The sequence below is a fragment of the Thiocapsa roseopersicina genome (assembly GCF_900106925.1).
In the GTDB taxonomy this organism is placed as follows: Bacteria; Pseudomonadota; Gammaproteobacteria; order Chromatiales; family Chromatiaceae; genus Thiocapsa; species Thiocapsa roseopersicina.
On sequence record NZ_FNNZ01000001.1, the window covers coordinates 97,235 to 111,539 of the forward strand.

At 65.2% G+C, this 14,305-nt stretch carries 16 protein-coding genes; 14 read left to right on the forward strand and 2 right to left on the reverse strand.

Going from position 1 to position 14,305, the window contains the following annotated elements; genetic code table 11:
- Window positions 1-92 precede the first annotated feature (92 nt).
- The 3 genes from BLV04_RS00440 (at window position 93) to dnaQ (ending at window position 2,190) form a co-directional block, all read left to right on the forward strand.
- Window positions 93-854 carry a class I SAM-dependent methyltransferase gene (locus BLV04_RS00440; RefSeq protein WP_093027026.1) on the forward strand — a complete coding sequence of 254 codons (762 nt, stop codon included), beginning with the start codon at window positions 93-95 and terminating at the stop codon, window positions 852-854.
- Window positions 847-1,278, forward strand: a complete 432-nt coding sequence (rnhA, locus tag BLV04_RS00445; RefSeq protein WP_093027028.1) for a ribonuclease HI — start codon at window positions 847-849, stop codon at window positions 1,276-1,278. Before BLV04_RS00440 ends, rnhA begins: the two co-directional genes overlap by 8 nt.
- A 189-nt stretch (window positions 1,279-1,467) precedes the next feature.
- Complete coding sequence (dnaQ, locus tag BLV04_RS00450) at window positions 1,468-2,190, forward strand: DNA polymerase III subunit epsilon (protein WP_093027030.1); 723 nt, start codon at window positions 1,468-1,470, stop codon at window positions 2,188-2,190.
- Between the two features lie 204 nt (window positions 2,191-2,394).
- Here the strand turns inward: dnaQ and fnr are convergent, their stop codons facing one another.
- Window positions 2,395-3,153, reverse strand: coding sequence for a fumarate/nitrate reduction transcriptional regulator Fnr (gene fnr / locus BLV04_RS00455; protein WP_093027032.1), 759 nt, complete (start codon window positions 3,151-3,153; stop codon window positions 2,395-2,397).
- Between fnr and BLV04_RS24730 the strand changes: the two genes are divergently transcribed.
- The 11 genes from BLV04_RS24730 to BLV04_RS00505 all read left to right on the forward strand — a co-directional run bounded on the left by BLV04_RS24730 (window position 3,071) and on the right by BLV04_RS00505 (window position 12,809).
- On the forward strand, window positions 3,071-3,355 hold the full coding sequence (locus BLV04_RS24730) for a hypothetical protein (protein WP_175534419.1): 285 nt from the start codon (window positions 3,071-3,073) through the stop codon (window positions 3,353-3,355). The two genes, fnr and BLV04_RS24730, sit on opposite strands and share 83 nt — an antisense overlap.
- Window positions 3,356-3,565: 210 nt before the next feature.
- The gene (pyrG, locus tag BLV04_RS00460; RefSeq protein ID WP_093027034.1) at window positions 3,566-5,209 is read left to right on the forward strand and encodes a CTP synthase; all 1,644 of its coding nucleotides are present in this window, start codon (window positions 3,566-3,568) and stop codon (window positions 5,207-5,209) included.
- Window positions 5,206-6,042: a 3-deoxy-8-phosphooctulonate synthase gene (gene kdsA, locus BLV04_RS00465; protein WP_217633632.1), complete on the forward strand. Its 837-nt coding sequence runs from the start codon at window positions 5,206-5,208 to the stop codon at window positions 6,040-6,042. The genes pyrG and kdsA overlap by 4 nt, the downstream gene beginning before the upstream one ends.
- Before the next feature lie 232 nt (window positions 6,043-6,274).
- The gene (gene eno, locus BLV04_RS00470; RefSeq protein ID WP_093027036.1) at window positions 6,275-7,552 is read left to right on the forward strand and encodes a phosphopyruvate hydratase; all 1,278 of its coding nucleotides are present in this window, start codon (window positions 6,275-6,277) and stop codon (window positions 7,550-7,552) included.
- 61 nt (window positions 7,553-7,613) lie between these two features.
- On the forward strand, window positions 7,614-7,922 hold the full coding sequence (ftsB, locus tag BLV04_RS00475) for a cell division protein FtsB (protein ID WP_093027038.1): 309 nt from the start codon (window positions 7,614-7,616) through the stop codon (window positions 7,920-7,922).
- Entirely contained in the window at window positions 7,919-8,629 is a 711-nt protein-coding gene (gene ispD / locus BLV04_RS00480; protein ID WP_093027040.1) for a 2-C-methyl-D-erythritol 4-phosphate cytidylyltransferase, read from the forward strand. The genes ftsB and ispD overlap by 4 nt, the downstream gene beginning before the upstream one ends.
- Window positions 8,630-8,729: 100 nt before the next feature.
- Window positions 8,730-9,203, forward strand: a complete 474-nt coding sequence (ispF, locus tag BLV04_RS00485; RefSeq protein ID WP_093027042.1) for a 2-C-methyl-D-erythritol 2,4-cyclodiphosphate synthase — start codon at window positions 8,730-8,732, stop codon at window positions 9,201-9,203.
- A gap of 1 nt (window position 9,204) precedes the next feature.
- Window positions 9,205-10,278, forward strand: a complete 1,074-nt coding sequence (gene truD / locus BLV04_RS00490) for a tRNA pseudouridine(13) synthase TruD (RefSeq protein ID WP_093027044.1) — start codon at window positions 9,205-9,207, stop codon at window positions 10,276-10,278.
- A 195-nt stretch (window positions 10,279-10,473) separates the two neighbouring features.
- Window positions 10,474-11,751, forward strand: coding sequence for an MgtC/SapB family protein (locus BLV04_RS00495; protein ID WP_175534426.1), 1,278 nt, complete (start codon window positions 10,474-10,476; stop codon window positions 11,749-11,751).
- Window positions 11,741-12,307: a protein disulfide oxidoreductase gene (locus tag BLV04_RS00500; protein ID WP_093027048.1), complete on the forward strand. Its 567-nt coding sequence runs from the start codon at window positions 11,741-11,743 to the stop codon at window positions 12,305-12,307. The genes BLV04_RS00495 and BLV04_RS00500 overlap by 11 nt, the downstream gene beginning before the upstream one ends.
- Before the next feature lie 142 nt (window positions 12,308-12,449).
- Window positions 12,450-12,809: a sulfur globule family protein gene (locus BLV04_RS00505; RefSeq protein WP_093027050.1), complete on the forward strand. Its 360-nt coding sequence runs from the start codon at window positions 12,450-12,452 to the stop codon at window positions 12,807-12,809.
- 127 nt (window positions 12,810-12,936) lie between these two features.
- Here BLV04_RS00505 and BLV04_RS00510 read toward each other — a convergent pair whose 3' ends face one another.
- On the reverse strand, window positions 12,937-14,295 hold the full coding sequence (locus tag BLV04_RS00510) for a vWA domain-containing protein (RefSeq protein WP_093027052.1): 1,359 nt from the start codon (window positions 14,293-14,295) through the stop codon (window positions 12,937-12,939).
- Window positions 14,296-14,305 lie beyond the last annotated feature (10 nt).

A 14,305-nucleotide genomic window follows, 5' to 3' on the forward strand; every position in this document is an offset into this window, starting at 1 on the left:
ATTCCAGATCCGGCCGCAGGAAATTCGGCCCCACGCCCGCACGACAGTACGCTCAATCACGGTTAACATGCGCCTCTTGAAGAGGCATCGGCATGACTGTGCGCAAGGGCCCGGGTTCACCCCTGGCACAACTACAAGACTGGTATCGGTCGCCGCTCGGAGCCGAGGTGGCGGCGCTCGAGAGCGCGTGCGTTCAGCGACTGCTGAGTGACACCTTCGGCTATTACCTAGTCCAGATCGGCGTGACCGAGAGCTTTCGAGACGCGATGGCCTCGAGTCGGATCCGCCATCGAATCCTGATGCCCTGCGAGCAGCCGTCGGGTCACGGTGGACGCGAGATCGTCGGCTTGCCGAGCCGGCTGCCGCTTGCGAGTGATTCGATCGACGCCCTCCTGCTGCCGCATACCTTGGATTTCTCGCCCGATCCCCAGGCGGTACTCCGCGAGGTCGAGCGTGTCCTGATCCCGGAGGGGCGGGTGATCATACTGGGCTTCAACGCGCTCAGTGCCTGGGGCCTTTGGTCCCTGCTGCACGGTTCCGGTACGCAGGTTCCCTGGTGCGGGCGTTTTCGCACCGCCTATCAAATCGAGGATTGGTTGTCCGTGTTGGGTTTCGATATCGAGCTTCGCGAGCACATTATGTTTCGGCCGCCGTTTCGGCGCGCCTTGGGGCCGAGCTGTGCGGCATTCGACACCTTGGGGCGGCGCCTCTGGCCGATCCTGGGCGGGGTCTATTTGATCCGAGCCGTCAAACGCGTCGCGACCTTGACGCCATTGCGCCCGGCTTGGGGGCGGCGGTCGCTGTTGCGCGGCGGTGCTGCGGAGCCGACGACACGCAGAGCCGGTCATGCCTGATTGCGTGCGCGCTTACACCGACGGTGCCTGCAAAGGCAACCCGGGCCCCGGGGGCTGGGGTGTCCTGTTGCGATGGGGGGAGGTCGAGAAGGAGCTCTGCGGCGGCGAGCGCGCGACCACCAACAACCGCATGGAGCTGATGGCGGTCATCATGGCGCTCGAGACCATGAAGCGTCCGACCTGTCTCGAGATCGTCACTGACTCTCAATACGTCAAGCGCGGTGTCGAGGAATGGATGCCGCGTTGGAAACGCAACGGCTGGCAGACGGCCGATCGCAAGCCCGTCAAGAATCGCGACCTCTGGGAGCGTTTGGATACCGCCATCGGCGCCCATCAGGTGCGCTGGAAGTGGGTCAAGGGCCATGCCGGGCACGCCGAGAACGAGCGCGCGGACCGACTGGCGAATCGAGGGATCGGGGGCTGAATCGCGTTCGGCAGGACATGCGCGGTTTTCGATTCGATTCGGCGTCGCCTGACTCGGTTTGCGTCGGCGCAGACGCGATTCAGATGTTCGAATTTTTCTTTTTTAAACCGCGCCAGGTACGAGGCAGTTGGAGTCCGCGGGGATTCGGCTGTCTGCAACCCGGCGGGTTTTACTTTGGACGCGGTTTAAATGAGACAGATCGTGCTCGATACCGAGACCACGGGTCTCGATCCCCAGGCCGGCCATCGCATCATCGAGATCGGATGTGTCGAGCTGATCGACCGCCGCCTGACCGGAAACAACTTCCACCGCTATCTCCAGCCGGATCGGCAGATCGATGCGGGCGCCTCCGACGTGCACGGCATCACCAACGCCTTTCTCGCCGACAAGCCGCGCTTTGCCGAGGTTGCCGAGGGTTTCCTGGACTATGTGGAAGGGGCCGAGCTGATCATCCACAACGCGGCCTTCGATCTCGGGTTTCTCGATCGCGAGATTGCCGGCTGGAATGCCGAGGCGCCGCGGATCGGGGACCTGTGCGAGGTGACGGACACGCTGCTCATGGCCCGGCGCATGCACCCGGGGCAGCGCAACAGCCTCGATGCCTTGTGCAAGCGCTACGGCGTGGATCATCGCCATCGCGACCTGCACGGCGCTCTGCTGGATGCCGAGATCCTGGCGGATGTCTATCTCGCCATGACGGGGGGGCAGGTGGCCTTGAGTCTCGGGGAGGAGCTTGCGACGCCGTCTCAGCCCGGGCCGGACGGTCGGCAGCGCGGCCGACTGGATCCGAGTCGGCCGCGACTGCGGGTCATTCAGGCGGACACGGCCGCACTCGCCGCCCACGCCGAACGTCTCGCAGCGATCCAGGCGGCAAGTGCCGAGGGTTGTCTTTGGCTTCGCGCCGAGGGATGACGCAAGGCGCGATCTAAACCGCGTCCAGCGAGAAATGCGTCATCTGAATCGAGTGTGGTCCCGGGGTGTCCCCGCAGTCTCGGTGGAGATACGGTTCAGAATGCCATATCTTTCAATCTTCTAAACTGCGCCGACTCCAAGGGTCATCGATCGCTCCGGGTCTGATCCAATCCGACGAGCCTCTCGCACCGCACCGGGCGCAGTTTAGCTCTGCTGCTGTTGGCGGCGATTCTGCCCGGCGCCGCCCACCAACGACTCCAGCGTGTCCACGTCGAGCAGCTGAATGTGTTTGCGGTCGACGTTCATCAGGCCGTCGTCCTGGAAGCGCGTGAAGAGTCGGCTGACGGTCTCCACCGCGAGACCCAGGTAATTGCCGATCTCATGTCGGGACATGCTCAGATAGAAGTCGGTCGCGGACAACCCGCGTTTGTGCAGGCGCTTGGACAGGCTGAGCAGGAAGGCGGCGAGACGCTCTTCGGCGTTCTTTTTGCCGAGCAGCAGGAGCATATCCGTGTCGTGCCCGATCTCCTTGCTGAGCAGGCGGTACATCTGATGCTGCAGGCTGGGAATGGTTGCGGTGAGCTCTTCGAGCCGGGTGAAAGGGACTTCGCAGATGGCAGACGTCTCGAGCACCTTTGCCGAGCAGGCGTGGATGTCCTTGTCGATGGCATCCAATCCGATGACCTCGCCGGGGAGATGAAAACCCAACACCTGCTCGCCGCCCTCGGGGCTGGGGGCGAAGGTCTTCACGGAGCCGGTCTTCACGACATAGAGCGAGCGGAATCGGTCCCCGTCGCGAAACAAGAAGTCTCCGCGGTGGAGCGGGCGCGTGCGCTTCACGATCTCGTCGAGTCGCTCGACGTCGTCAGGTGCAAGGCCCATGGGCAAGCAGAGCGACGACAGAGAGCAGTTCCTGCAGGCGATGCGAATCGTCTCCAGCGAGATTACTTTATGGTGGCTCACGGCATCGCCCCTCGGTCTTCGGTCGCGGGATTTTGAACCGTCGCTTGATCTGGATCAAGCGAAGATTATCTTCTTGTCACCGGACCGTCCTGAACCCGCAAAAAAGCCGCGCTCTCACGGGCGCGGCCTTGACGGGAGCATGCCGAATCTGCGTTTGGTCTACTTCCCTTCGCCGGTCGCGCGAGCTTCCGGCGCGACATAGGGCGACGACCATAAAAAAACCTCCTCGGGTTTTGTGAAGGCTTCGCGTGTCCTCGGGTACACGGAGTTGTTCTCTGCCGGAACGCCCGACGTCTTCCGTCGAGCCCCTTCCGAGCGGTGGTCCGGCGCCATTCGCATTGAGCCGTTGCGGGGTTTTTGGTAGCTTGTCGGCGGATACGGGCCTCTGCCCTCGACAGCCTCCTCTACCCCCATGACCAAGTTCATCTTCATCACCGGCGGTGTCGTCTCGTCGCTCGGTAAAGGCATCGCGTCGGCGTCTCTCGGGGCGCTTCTGGAGGCTCGCGGCCTGCGGGTGACCATGATCAAGCTCGATCCCTACATCAACGTGGATCCGGGCACCATGAGCCCGTTTCAGCACGGCGAGGTCTATGTGACCGACGACGGGGCCGAGACCGACTTGGATCTCGGCCACTACGAGCGCTTCTTGCGCACCCCGATGGGCCGCAACAACAACTTCACGACCGGGCAGATCTACGAGAGCGTCATCCGCAAGGAGCGGCGCGGCGACTATCTCGGGCGCACGGTCCAGGTCATCCCGCACATCACCGACGAGATCAAGCAGGCGATTCGTCTGGGTGCCGAGGGCGCCGACGTCGCCATGGTCGAGATCGGCGGCACGGTCGGCGACATCGAGTCGCTGCCTTTCCTGGAGGCGATCCGCCAGATGCGGGTGGAGGAGGGGCGCGAGAACGCGCTCTTCATGCACCTGACCTTGGTGCCCTATATCCGCACCGCCGGCGAGATCAAGACCAAGCCGACGCAACACTCGGTGAAGGAGCTGCGCTCGATCGGTATCCAGCCGGATATCCTGCTGTGCCGCGCCGAGAAGAATCTGCCCGACGAGGAGCGTCGCAAGATCGCACTCTTCACCAACGTGACCGAGGATGCGGTCATCTCGGCCGTGGATGCCGACAACATCTATCGCATCCCGCGTCTGCTGCATGATCAGAAGCTCGACGATCTGGTCGTGCGTCAGTTCGGGATCGATGCCCCCGAGGCGGATCTGCGCGAATGGGATCGCGTCCTGGAAGGTTTCGATCACCCCGAGCAGCTCGTACGCGTCGGCATGGTCGGCAAGTACATGCACCTCACCGAGGCCTACAAGTCGCTTTCCGAGGCGTTGGCCCACGCCGGAGTGCACACCAAGACCAAGGTCGAGATCGTCTATCTGGACTCGGAGGTGATCGAGCAGGAGGGGACCGACGGTCTCGAAGGGCTCGATGCCATCCTGGTGCCGGGCGGGTTCGGCGAGCGCGGGATCGAAGGCAAGATCCAGGCGGCCCGGTACGCGCGCGAGCACCGCATCCCCTATCTCGGGATCTGTCTGGGGATGCAGATCGCCGTCATCGAGTACGGGCGTCATGTCGCCGGGCTGGAGGGCGCGCACAGCACCGAATTCGATCGCCAGACCCCGCATCCCGTGATCGCGCTGATCACCGAGTGGCGCGACGAGCGTGGGCGGATCGAGACCCGTGCCGAAGGCGTGGATCTGGGCGGCTCGATGCGCCTGGGCGGCCAGAATTGTCGTCTGGAACCCGGTAGCCTGGCGCGCAGCGTCTACGGAAAGCCGCAGATCCGCGAGCGTCATCGGCATCGCTACGAGTTCAACATCTGCTATCTGAACGTCATGAAGGACGCAGGGATGCGCTTCTCCGGCTGGTCGCTCGACAACCGGCTCGTGGAGATCATCGAGATCCCGGACCATCCCTGGTTCATCGCCTGCCAGTTCCATCCGGAGTTCACCTCGACCCCGCGCGACGGTCATCCGCTCTTCTGCGGATTCGTTCGTGCCGCGCTGACGCGGCGTGAGCTGGTGCAGGGCGCCCCCGCATGATGCTCCTCCCCGGTTTCGAGGTCGGGCTGGATCGGCCGCTCTTTCTGATCGCGGGTCCCTGCGTGATCGAGAGCGCCGGACTGGCCGAGGACACCGCCGGCGCGCTCAAGGAGATGACCGACGATCTGGGGATCCCCTTCATCTACAAGTCGTCCTTCGACAAGGCCAACCGCTCCTCCTCGGGCAGCTTCCGCGGTCTCGGGCTGGAGCAGGGGCTGACGATCCTGGATGCCGTGCGCGCGCGGATCGGCGTCCCGATCCTGACCGACGTGCACGAGGACACGCCGCTGGGCGAGGTCGCGGACGTGGTGGATGTGCTTCAGACGCCGGCCTTTCTCTGTCGCCAGACGAATTTCATCCAAGCGGTCGCCAGCCAGGGCAAGCCGGTCAACATCAAGAAGGGTCAGTTCCTCGCACCATGGGATATGCGCCACGTGGTCGAGAAGGCGCGCGCGACCGGCAACGAGCAGATCTTGGTCTGCGAGCGCGGCGTCTCCTTCGGCTACAACAATCTGGTCTCGGACATGCGCGCACTCTCGGTGATGCGCGAGACGGGCTGCCCGGTCGTCTTCGATGCCACCCATTCGGTACAGCTGCCGGGCGGGCAGGGCGATCGTTCCGGAGGTCAGCGCGAGTTTGTCCCGGTCTTGGCCCGCGCCGCGGTGGCCGTGGGGGTCGCCGGTTTCTTCATGGAGACCCACCCCAATCCCGATGTGGCCCTGAGCGACGGCCCGAACGCCTGGCCTCTGGACAAGATGCGCGCCCTGCTCGAAACCCTGGTTCAGATCGACCGACTGGTAAAATCGGCAGGTTTCGCAGAGCAATCGCTTTGAGGTCGGCATGAGGCCGCGTGCGGTAGGGCCGGCGAGCCTGTCCCCCTGCGCGTGCTCGATCGGGTCGACCTCCGGGGTCGCTCTGTCGGAGCCGATGTGAATTGCACAACGGAATCGGACACGCGCCTGCGTCGGACCGATCGTCGCGAGACTCCCCGCTGAGGTCTATATACCCATGCGATTCTATTGAAGAATCGCGCCGTTCTTGCTTTTGTTTTTGGAGAGACATGCCATGTCCGAGATCGTCGATGTCCGCGCCCGCGAGGTACTGGACTCTCGCGGAAATCCCACAGTCGAGGCCGATGTCATCACGGCCGACGGTGCGATCGGCCGCTTCATCGTGCCGTCCGGTGCTTCGACCGGCTCGCGCGAGGCCCTCGAGCTGCGCGACGGCGACCGCTCCCGTTTCGGCGGCAAGGGCGTCCTGACCGCCGTCGCCAACATCCAAGGCGAGCTGCGCGACACGGTCGTCGGCATGGAGGTCGGTGACCAGGCGGCGCTCGATCGCGCCATGATTGCGCTCGACGGGACCGACAACAAAGCCCGTCTCGGCGCCAACGCGCTGCTCGGCGTCTCGATCGCCGCCGCGCATGCCGCAGCGCAGGAGAAGGCGCTGCCGCTCTTCATGTCGCTCTCGACCGGACCCTACCGTCTGCCCGTGCCCATGATGAACATCATCAACGGCGGCGAGCACGCGGACAACAGCGTGGACTTCCAGGAGTTCATGATCCTGCCGGTCGGCGCGCCCAGCATCCGCGAGGCGGTGCGCTACGGTGCCGAGGTCTTTCATGCCCTCAAGTCCGTCCTGCACGGGCGTGGCCTCGGGACCGCCGTCGGCGACGAAGGCGGGTTTGCCCCCGACCTGCCCTCCAACGAGGCAGCGATCGAGGCGATCCTGGAGGCGATCCACAAGGCGGGATTCAAGGCCGGATCGGACATCTATCTCGGCATGGACGTGGCGGCCTCCGAGTTCTACGCGGACGGCAAGTATCATCTGAAGGGCGAAGGCCGCACGCTCGACTCCGACGGCATGACCGACCTTCTACTCGAATGGGTCGAGAAATACCCCATCATCACCATCGAGGACGGCTTGGCCGAGGGCGATTGGGACGGCTGGAAGCGCCAGACCGAGCGTCTCGGGGGCAAGGTCCAGATCGTCGGCGACGACCTCTTCGTCACCAACACCAAGATCCTGCAGGAAGGGATCGACAAGGGCATCGCCAACTCCATCCTCATCAAGGTCAATCAGATCGGTACCCTGACCGAGACCCTTGAGGCGATCGCCATGGCCCACGCTGCCGGCTACACCGCCGTGGTCTCGCACCGCTCCGGCGAGACCGAGGACACCACCATCGCCGATCTGGTCGTCGCGACCGGCACGGGCCAGATCAAGACCGGCTCGCTCTCGCGCTCCGACCGGGTTGCCAAATACAACCAGCTGATGCGGATCGAAGATCAGTTGGGCGACGAGGCCACCTATGCGGGTCGCTCTGCCTTCAAGTGGCTTTGATGGTTGGCGCTCAGGGGTCGGGCGTCTCCGTCCCCTGCTGCCGACGCTGAAGACACCCTCCATGCGCCTTCTCATCCTCGTGCTGATCCTTTTGCTGGCCGGCCTGCAGTTTCGGCTGTGGGTCGGGGAGGGGAGCTTGGCCGAGGTGCACGGGCTCAAGAACGAGATCGCGGCTCAGGAGGAGGAGCTGGAGCGTCTGCGTGCACGTAATCAGGAGCTCCAGGCCGAGGTGATGGACCTGCGCGAAGGGGTCGAGGCATTGGAGGAGCGCGCGCGCCGCGATCTGGGGATGATCAAACCGGGCGAGATCTTCATTCAGGTCATCGAGCGCGACGCACCGGAGAAGACGCCCCCGGAGGTGAAGCGATGAGCCCTTCACCGGACTTGTGGGCCGTGCTCCCTGCCGCCGGGGTGGGTCGGCGCATGGGCAGTGCGACGCCGAAGCAATATCTGGATCTCGCCGGTCGCGCGGTGATCGATCATGCGTTGGATCTTTTCGTGGCCGACGTGCGGATCCGGGGCGTCGTGGTTGCGCTGGACCCGACCGATCGCTACTGGGACGCGACGGCCTATGCCGACCATCCCAAGGTGACCCGCGCGAACGGCGGTGCCGAGCGTTGCCATTCGGTCCTGAATGCGCTCGACGCACTGGGTACCCGTGCCCATGCCGAGGATTGGGTGTTGGTGCATGATGCGGCGCGACCCTGTCTGCGCCCGGCCGATCTCGATCGGCTGATCGAGGCGCTGATCGAGGACGAGGTCGGCGGCCTGCTCGGCATCCCGGTGCGCGACACCATGAAACGGGCCGAGCCGGACGATCGCATCGGCGCGACCGTGGATCGCGCCTCGCTCTGGCACGCCTTCACGCCCCAGATGTTCCGTCTTGGCCGGTTGCGTGCCGCACTGACCGACGCACTGGCCGCCAATGATCTGGTGACCGACGACGCCTCGGCCATGGAGCGCATCGGTCAAGCACCGCGTCTGATCGAAGGCCATGCCGACAACATCAAAATCACGCGCGCCGAGGATCTCCCGCTCGCCCGCTTCTACCTGCAACAGCAGGGACGGCTGGGCTAATCCAAACTCGCAAGAGCCTCCGGCCTCCTGCCTCCGGCCACCGTCGCGCGAGCGTACAGGAGGCAGGAGGCACGAGGCATGAGGCTGGAGGCTTTCCAACATGCTCATCGGTCAGGGCTTCGACGCCCATCGTTTCGGCCCCGGACGCCCGCTAGTGCTCGGCGGTCTGGAGATCCCGCACGATCAGGGCTTGCTCGCGCATTCCGACGGCGACGTGGCTATCCACGCACTCTGCGATGCCTTGCTCGGTGCGGCCGGGCTCGGCGACATCGGTCGGCATTTTCCGGATACGGATGCAGCCTATGCCGGTATCGACAGCCGCATCTTGCTCCGGCGCGTGATCGAGAGCCTCGCCGAGCGTGGGCTGCGCGTGCACAACGCTGATCTCACCATCATCGCCCAGCGCCCTAAGCTCGCGGCTCATATCCCGCAGATGTGCGCCCGTCTTGCCGCGGACATGGGGTGCGACCCCGCGCGCGTGAACGTGAAGGCAACCACGACCGAGCAGATGGGATTCACGGGCCGAGGCGAGGGCATCGCGGCGAGCGCCGTGGTGCTGTTGGCGGACGCCTGAGGTGTCCCTGCCGAGCTGGATACCGGTCGACGCACTACCCCGAGCGCACGGCGCTGCCCTTGCCCGTGGGCGCTTGCGTGCTCGACCGGAAGACTTCCGGGTCGAGGAGCAGCTCGGGTTCGCCCCGGACGGCGAGGGCGATCATCTGCTGTTGTGGGTGCGCAAGACCGGCGCGAACACCGAATGGGCGGCACGCCGCCTGGCGCGTGTGGCCGGTGTGTCGGTCTCCACCGTCGGCTATGCCGGCCTGAAGGACCGTCACGCCGTGACCCTCCAGTGGTTCTCGATCCCGCGTCCGCGCGAGGGCATACCCGATTGGTCGGGCCTTGTCGAGGAGGGCATCGAGGTCCTGGAATCGCACCCGCATCGACGTAAGCTCAAGCGGGGCGCCCTGGCCGGAAACCGTTTCGAGATCCTGGTCCGCGAGCTCGACCGCGAGACCCTACCCGGGCTCGACGAGCGGCTCGCGAGGATTCGCGTGCGCGGGATCCCGAACTACTTCGGCGAGCAACGCTTCGGGCATGACCACTCCAATCTGGTGCGTGCCCATGCACTCTTCGCCGGGACGGCCGGTCGTGTACCCCGTCATCTGTCCGGCCTCTGGCTCTCCGCGGCACGCTCGCAGATCTTCAACGAGGTCTTGGCCGAACGGGTTCGGCGTGGCGACTGGGACTCGGCGCTCGACGGGGACTGTCTCCAGCTTGCCGGATCCAACTCCTATTTCCTCGCCGAGACCATCGACGCCCTGACGAGCGCGCGCTGCGAGGGTATGGACGTGCACCCGACGGGTCCCTTGTGGGGCAACGGCGAGCTGCCTTCGCGTGGATCGGTCCGGCTGCTCGAAGACGGCGTCGGAATGCGCTTTCCGACCTGGTGCGAGGGACTTGCCGCCTTCGGTCTGGCGCAGGAGCGTCGGTCTCTACGTCTACCGGTGGCCGATCTGGGCGAGCAACGGGTCGACGGCGGATTGCGGCTTAGCTTTTCCCTGCCTGCCGGCGCCTATGCGACGACGGTTCTGCACGAGATCGTCGACGTGAGCGAGACCGCAGCGATCCGCCCGACACCCGACCATTGATCTAAGATGACAGAGCAGAATGCGAGGGTTCGGGAGCAACGGCACAACCGCGCGTGGAGGGCTTTCATGAACGAGATCCGGGCGCCCCGGCGCCGATTACGGCACGATCTCGGGTACACCCGCGTGGCCACCGCGCGGAGCGTGGTTCCGACGGCCGGCCCGAAGCAACCCTAGCGAAGCCGACGCGGTCACGTGATGCTCGAGGATCACCAGGTCTTCGCCGGGCTGGCCGTCGCTTTGGCCATCGGTCTGCTGATCGGTGTCGAGCGCGGTTGGAAGGAGCGCAGCGCCGAGGAAGGACGACGCGTCGCGGGTGTTCGCACCTACGCCTTGCTCGGTTTTCTCGGCGGGATTTCCGGACTTGTGACCGGGCGTTCGGGCGGGTTGACGCTGGGGCTGATCTTCGTGGGGCTTGCCGGGGCCCTGACGGTTGCGCACGTCCTGGACTACAGGCACGACGAGGATGTCGGCATCACCAGCCTCGTCGCCGGCTTGATGACCTTCTTGCTCGGGGCGCTCGCGGTGCTCGGCGATCCGGCCGCCGCTGCGGCGGCGGCCGTCGTGACCGCCTTGCTGCTCGGATCCAAGCCGCTCATCCATCGCTGGATCCACGCCATCGAGCAGAAGGATCTCAGGGCAGGTCTCACCCTTCTGCTCATCTCGGTGGTGCTTTTGCCGGTGTTGCCGGATCAAGGGTATGGCCCCTGGAATGCCGTCAACCCGCGTGAAATTTGGTGGATGGTGGTGCTGATCGCAAGCATCTCCTTTGTCGGTTATTACGCGATGAAGCTGGTGGGAGCTCGGCGCGGGATCCTGTTTACCGGGCTCTTCGGCGGTCTTGCGTCTTCGACCGCGCTGACTCTGCATTTCTCGCGTCTGGCGCGTGCTCGCGTTGAGATGGCCCCCGTGCTGGCCGCAGCAATCCTGGTGGCCTGCGCAACCATGTTCCCCCGAATGCTGCTGGTGTCGACGCTGATTCACCCGCCACTGCTGTTGTCCTTGCTCTGGCCTGCCGCGACGATGGCCCTGATCGCCTACGGATTCGCGGCCTTCTTCTGGCTGACCCAGCCGCGCGGCGACGTGGAGGCGGACGCTCTTCTCGACAACCCGCTTGAGCTGAAATCCGCGGTCGGCTTCGGACTTCTGCTGGCGTTGGTGATGGTGTCGGCGAAGGGGATCGAGAGCTGGATCGGTGCGAGCGGCGTCATGATGCTGGCCGCCGCCTCGGGTATCGCGGACGTGGATGCCATCACCCTCGCGATCGCACGCATGAGCAGGGACGCGCTCCCCGCGGGGATTGCAGTCTCGAGCATCGTCATTGCCGCGGCGGTCAATAGCCTGGTCAAAGGCATCATTGCAGCATCGATCGGTGGCCGGGCGCTGGGTCTGCGCGTCACCCTGCCGCTCCTCGGTGCGGGTCTGGCCGGCCCTGTCGTCGCTTGCGTCTTCGACGGTCTTGCGCATGTCCGGTAATCAGTCCCCGAGCGTCTCGGCTCGGCGAGCCAAACGTCTGCGCGATTGGGTCATCAACATCGCGCTGATCCTGGCGATTGTCGGCGCCGTCCAATGGTGGAAGGCGCGACCCTTGGTCACCGGCACGGCACCGCCGCTCGTCGGTGTCACACTGGATGGACAGGCGTTCGACCTTGCCGCGCTTGCCGGGCGGCCTGTGCTGGTGCACTTCTGGGCGAGCTGGTGCCCGGTCTGCGGTCTGATGGACGGTGCCGTCGCCGCGATCGCCGAGGATCACGCCGTGGTGACCGTCGCGATGCAATCGGGCGGTCCGCAGGAGCTGCGTCGGTACATGGCGGAGGCGGGGCACGCTTACCCGGTCATCGCCGACCCGACCGGGGATATCGCGAGTCGCTGGGGCGTCGTCGGGGTGCCGGCCACCTTCGTGGTCGATCCTTCGGGGCGGATCCGCGATGCCGTCGTCGGGATCGCGACCCAGCCCGGCCTGCGTTGGCGTTTGTGGCGCGCCGGCCCGGCATCGCCCGAGGGTGCACTGGAGCCTGCAGCATCAGGATAGCCGGGTGAACAACGGCAATCCGCAATCCAATCGTAAATTAGCGCTTGCTAATTTAGTAATTTCTAATATACTGCTCGTCAGTGGAGGCCGATACGGACTTCACGCTTGCTGCCAACAACATAAAATCGATTCGGAGAATAGAATGAACAAGCTTGCTACTGCTGCTGCCATCGCCGCCCTCCTCGGTGCTTCCGCGTCCGCCTCCGCTTGGTGGGGTCCGGGTGCCGGCGGGTACGGCCCGGGCTACGGCTCCGGTCTCGGCGATGCCATGGGCGACATGTTCGGCGACGGCTACGGTGACTTCAACTTCGGCATGAGCGGCGGCGGCAGCGGTCGTGGCTACGGCCGCGGTCAGGGTCGCGGTTATGGCTACGGCTACAACAACCCCTACTACGGCTATGGCGCGCCTTACTACGGAGGCGGCTACCCTTACGCCTACCCCTACGCAGCGCCGGTCGCCCCGATGGCGCCTGTTGCTCCGGCTCAGCCCCAAGTCAAGTAAGAGCTGCTTGAACCGCCGGCGCGCCTCGGGTGCGCCGGAACGAAAAAGGCCAGGCATCAGCCTGGCTTTTTTCGTTGTGCGCGTGCGCTCTCGATCAGCGGACCATCGCATCCGCCGAGACCGAACATCAGCTCAGGATCAGCTTGCGCCCGAACGGCTGCTCCGGCGTTGCATAGGATTCGGGTACGGCCCAGATGACAGGCCAGCGTGGTCTGAAACGCGCGGGGCCGTCCAGGTCGGTCAGGACGACGCCGATATCCGGGCCGTGCTTGTCGGCCTCTTCGAGCAGCGGGGTGAAATCCGTCCCGCCGCCGCCGTTGAATGCGATGCCGCGCAGGTCCGATTGCCCCGGCTTGAAGTGCGCGACTCGTTGAACGATGCGATCGCCGATCACCAGCACGAGGCCGGCCTCCAAGCGTCGCGTGATCGCCTCGATCTCGCCGGCGAAGCGCTCCATCAGGTTGTCCTCGATCGAGCCCGAGACGTCGACGATCACCACCAGTCGCGGCACCGACTTCGCCGAGTTGATGCCGGGCTCCCAGGGCAGGCGTCGCCCCGGTCCGATCCGGCCCTGATTGGCGATGTAGGATCGGGCCGGTCTGGACCAGGAGAGATTGGGCTGAATCGAGAGACCGCGTGCCAGCTGTGTGCGCAGGATCTGCTCCCATGGCGTGCGGATCTTCGGAAGATCCGCGATCAGGGCGCGCAGCATCGAGTGCGCGCCGTCTCCGGCATGGGCACGCAGGATGCGCTCGCTCCATTCGCGTGCTTGCTCGGCCTCCAGCTCGGGTTGCTTCTGCACATCGGGCTGGGGGAAGAGATCGGCATGGGTCTCGGCGCCGAGTGACCTGACCCGCGCGGACATCGGGCCGTCCTCACGCGCCTCCGAGCGTGTCGAGTCCTCGACCGGGTTGCGCGATGCGCGACCCTCCGCACCCGGTTGGCTGTCGCCGATGCCGCCGCGGCGACGTCGGCGGGTCTTTTGGGCGCGGCCCTTTTCTGCTGCCCGGCGGTCGTCGATGGCGCGATAGAGGCGCTCGACATCCCATTCGAGCAGGGCCTTGTCCACACCGACATCCACACCGAGCGTGGCGAGCAGGAGCTTCTCCAGAAACACCGACGACACCGGCAGCTCGAGCCAGCTCAAGTGACTCAAGGCGCTGTTGACGATGGCATCCGCACAGATGTTGAAGAGCTCGAGATCCACATCGCCCAAGAGGTGTTGCAGATCCAGATAACGTTGCGGATGCCGCAAGGCGATATGAAGTACCTCGTGCGCGACGAGACCGACCTGCGCATGAAGCGAAAGCCGCTCGAAGGAGGCGCCGTAATAGACGGTGTCCCCGTCGGTTGCGACCGGGCCCGGGTCGATCTCGGGCGGCAGATCCCGGTGCTTCACCCAGAGCGCAAGACCGCCCGTGGACGGCGCGAATTCCACCATCTGCTGAATCGCCCGCGTCCCGCGGTGCCGGTAAAGATCATTCATCACGCATCAG

What these genes read in the sequence shown, in the direction of transcription:
- BLV04_RS00440 (WP_093027026.1), top strand. Translation starts at nt 93, where the DNA reads ATGACTGTGCGCAAGGGCCCGGGTTCACCCCTGGCACAACTACAAGAC.
- rnhA (WP_093027028.1), top strand. Translation starts at nt 847, where the DNA reads ATGCCTGATTGCGTGCGCGCTTACACCGACGGTGCCTGCAAAGGCAAC.
- dnaQ (WP_093027030.1), top strand. Translation starts at nt 1,468, where the DNA reads ATGAGACAGATCGTGCTCGATACCGAGACCACGGGTCTCGATCCCCAG.
- BLV04_RS24730 (WP_175534419.1), top strand. Translation starts at nt 3,071, where the DNA reads ATGGGCAAGCAGAGCGACGACAGAGAGCAGTTCCTGCAGGCGATGCGA.
- pyrG (WP_093027034.1), top strand. Translation starts at nt 3,566, where the DNA reads ATGACCAAGTTCATCTTCATCACCGGCGGTGTCGTCTCGTCGCTCGGT.
- kdsA (WP_217633632.1), top strand. Translation starts at nt 5,206, where the DNA reads ATGATGCTCCTCCCCGGTTTCGAGGTCGGGCTGGATCGGCCGCTCTTT.
- eno (WP_093027036.1), top strand. Translation starts at nt 6,275, where the DNA reads ATGTCCGAGATCGTCGATGTCCGCGCCCGCGAGGTACTGGACTCTCGC.
- ftsB (WP_093027038.1), top strand. Translation starts at nt 7,614, where the DNA reads ATGCGCCTTCTCATCCTCGTGCTGATCCTTTTGCTGGCCGGCCTGCAG.
- ispD (WP_093027040.1), top strand. Translation starts at nt 7,919, where the DNA reads ATGAGCCCTTCACCGGACTTGTGGGCCGTGCTCCCTGCCGCCGGGGTG.
- ispF (WP_093027042.1), top strand. Translation starts at nt 8,730, where the DNA reads ATGCTCATCGGTCAGGGCTTCGACGCCCATCGTTTCGGCCCCGGACGC.
- BLV04_RS00495 (WP_175534426.1), top strand. Translation starts at nt 10,474, where the DNA reads ATGCTCGAGGATCACCAGGTCTTCGCCGGGCTGGCCGTCGCTTTGGCC.
- BLV04_RS00500 (WP_093027048.1), top strand. Translation starts at nt 11,741, where the DNA reads ATGTCCGGTAATCAGTCCCCGAGCGTCTCGGCTCGGCGAGCCAAACGT.
- BLV04_RS00505 (WP_093027050.1), top strand. Translation starts at nt 12,450, where the DNA reads ATGAACAAGCTTGCTACTGCTGCTGCCATCGCCGCCCTCCTCGGTGCT.
- BLV04_RS00510 (WP_093027052.1), bottom strand. Translation starts at nt 14,295, where the DNA reads ATGAATGATCTTTACCGGCACCGCGGGACGCGGGCGATTCAGCAGATG.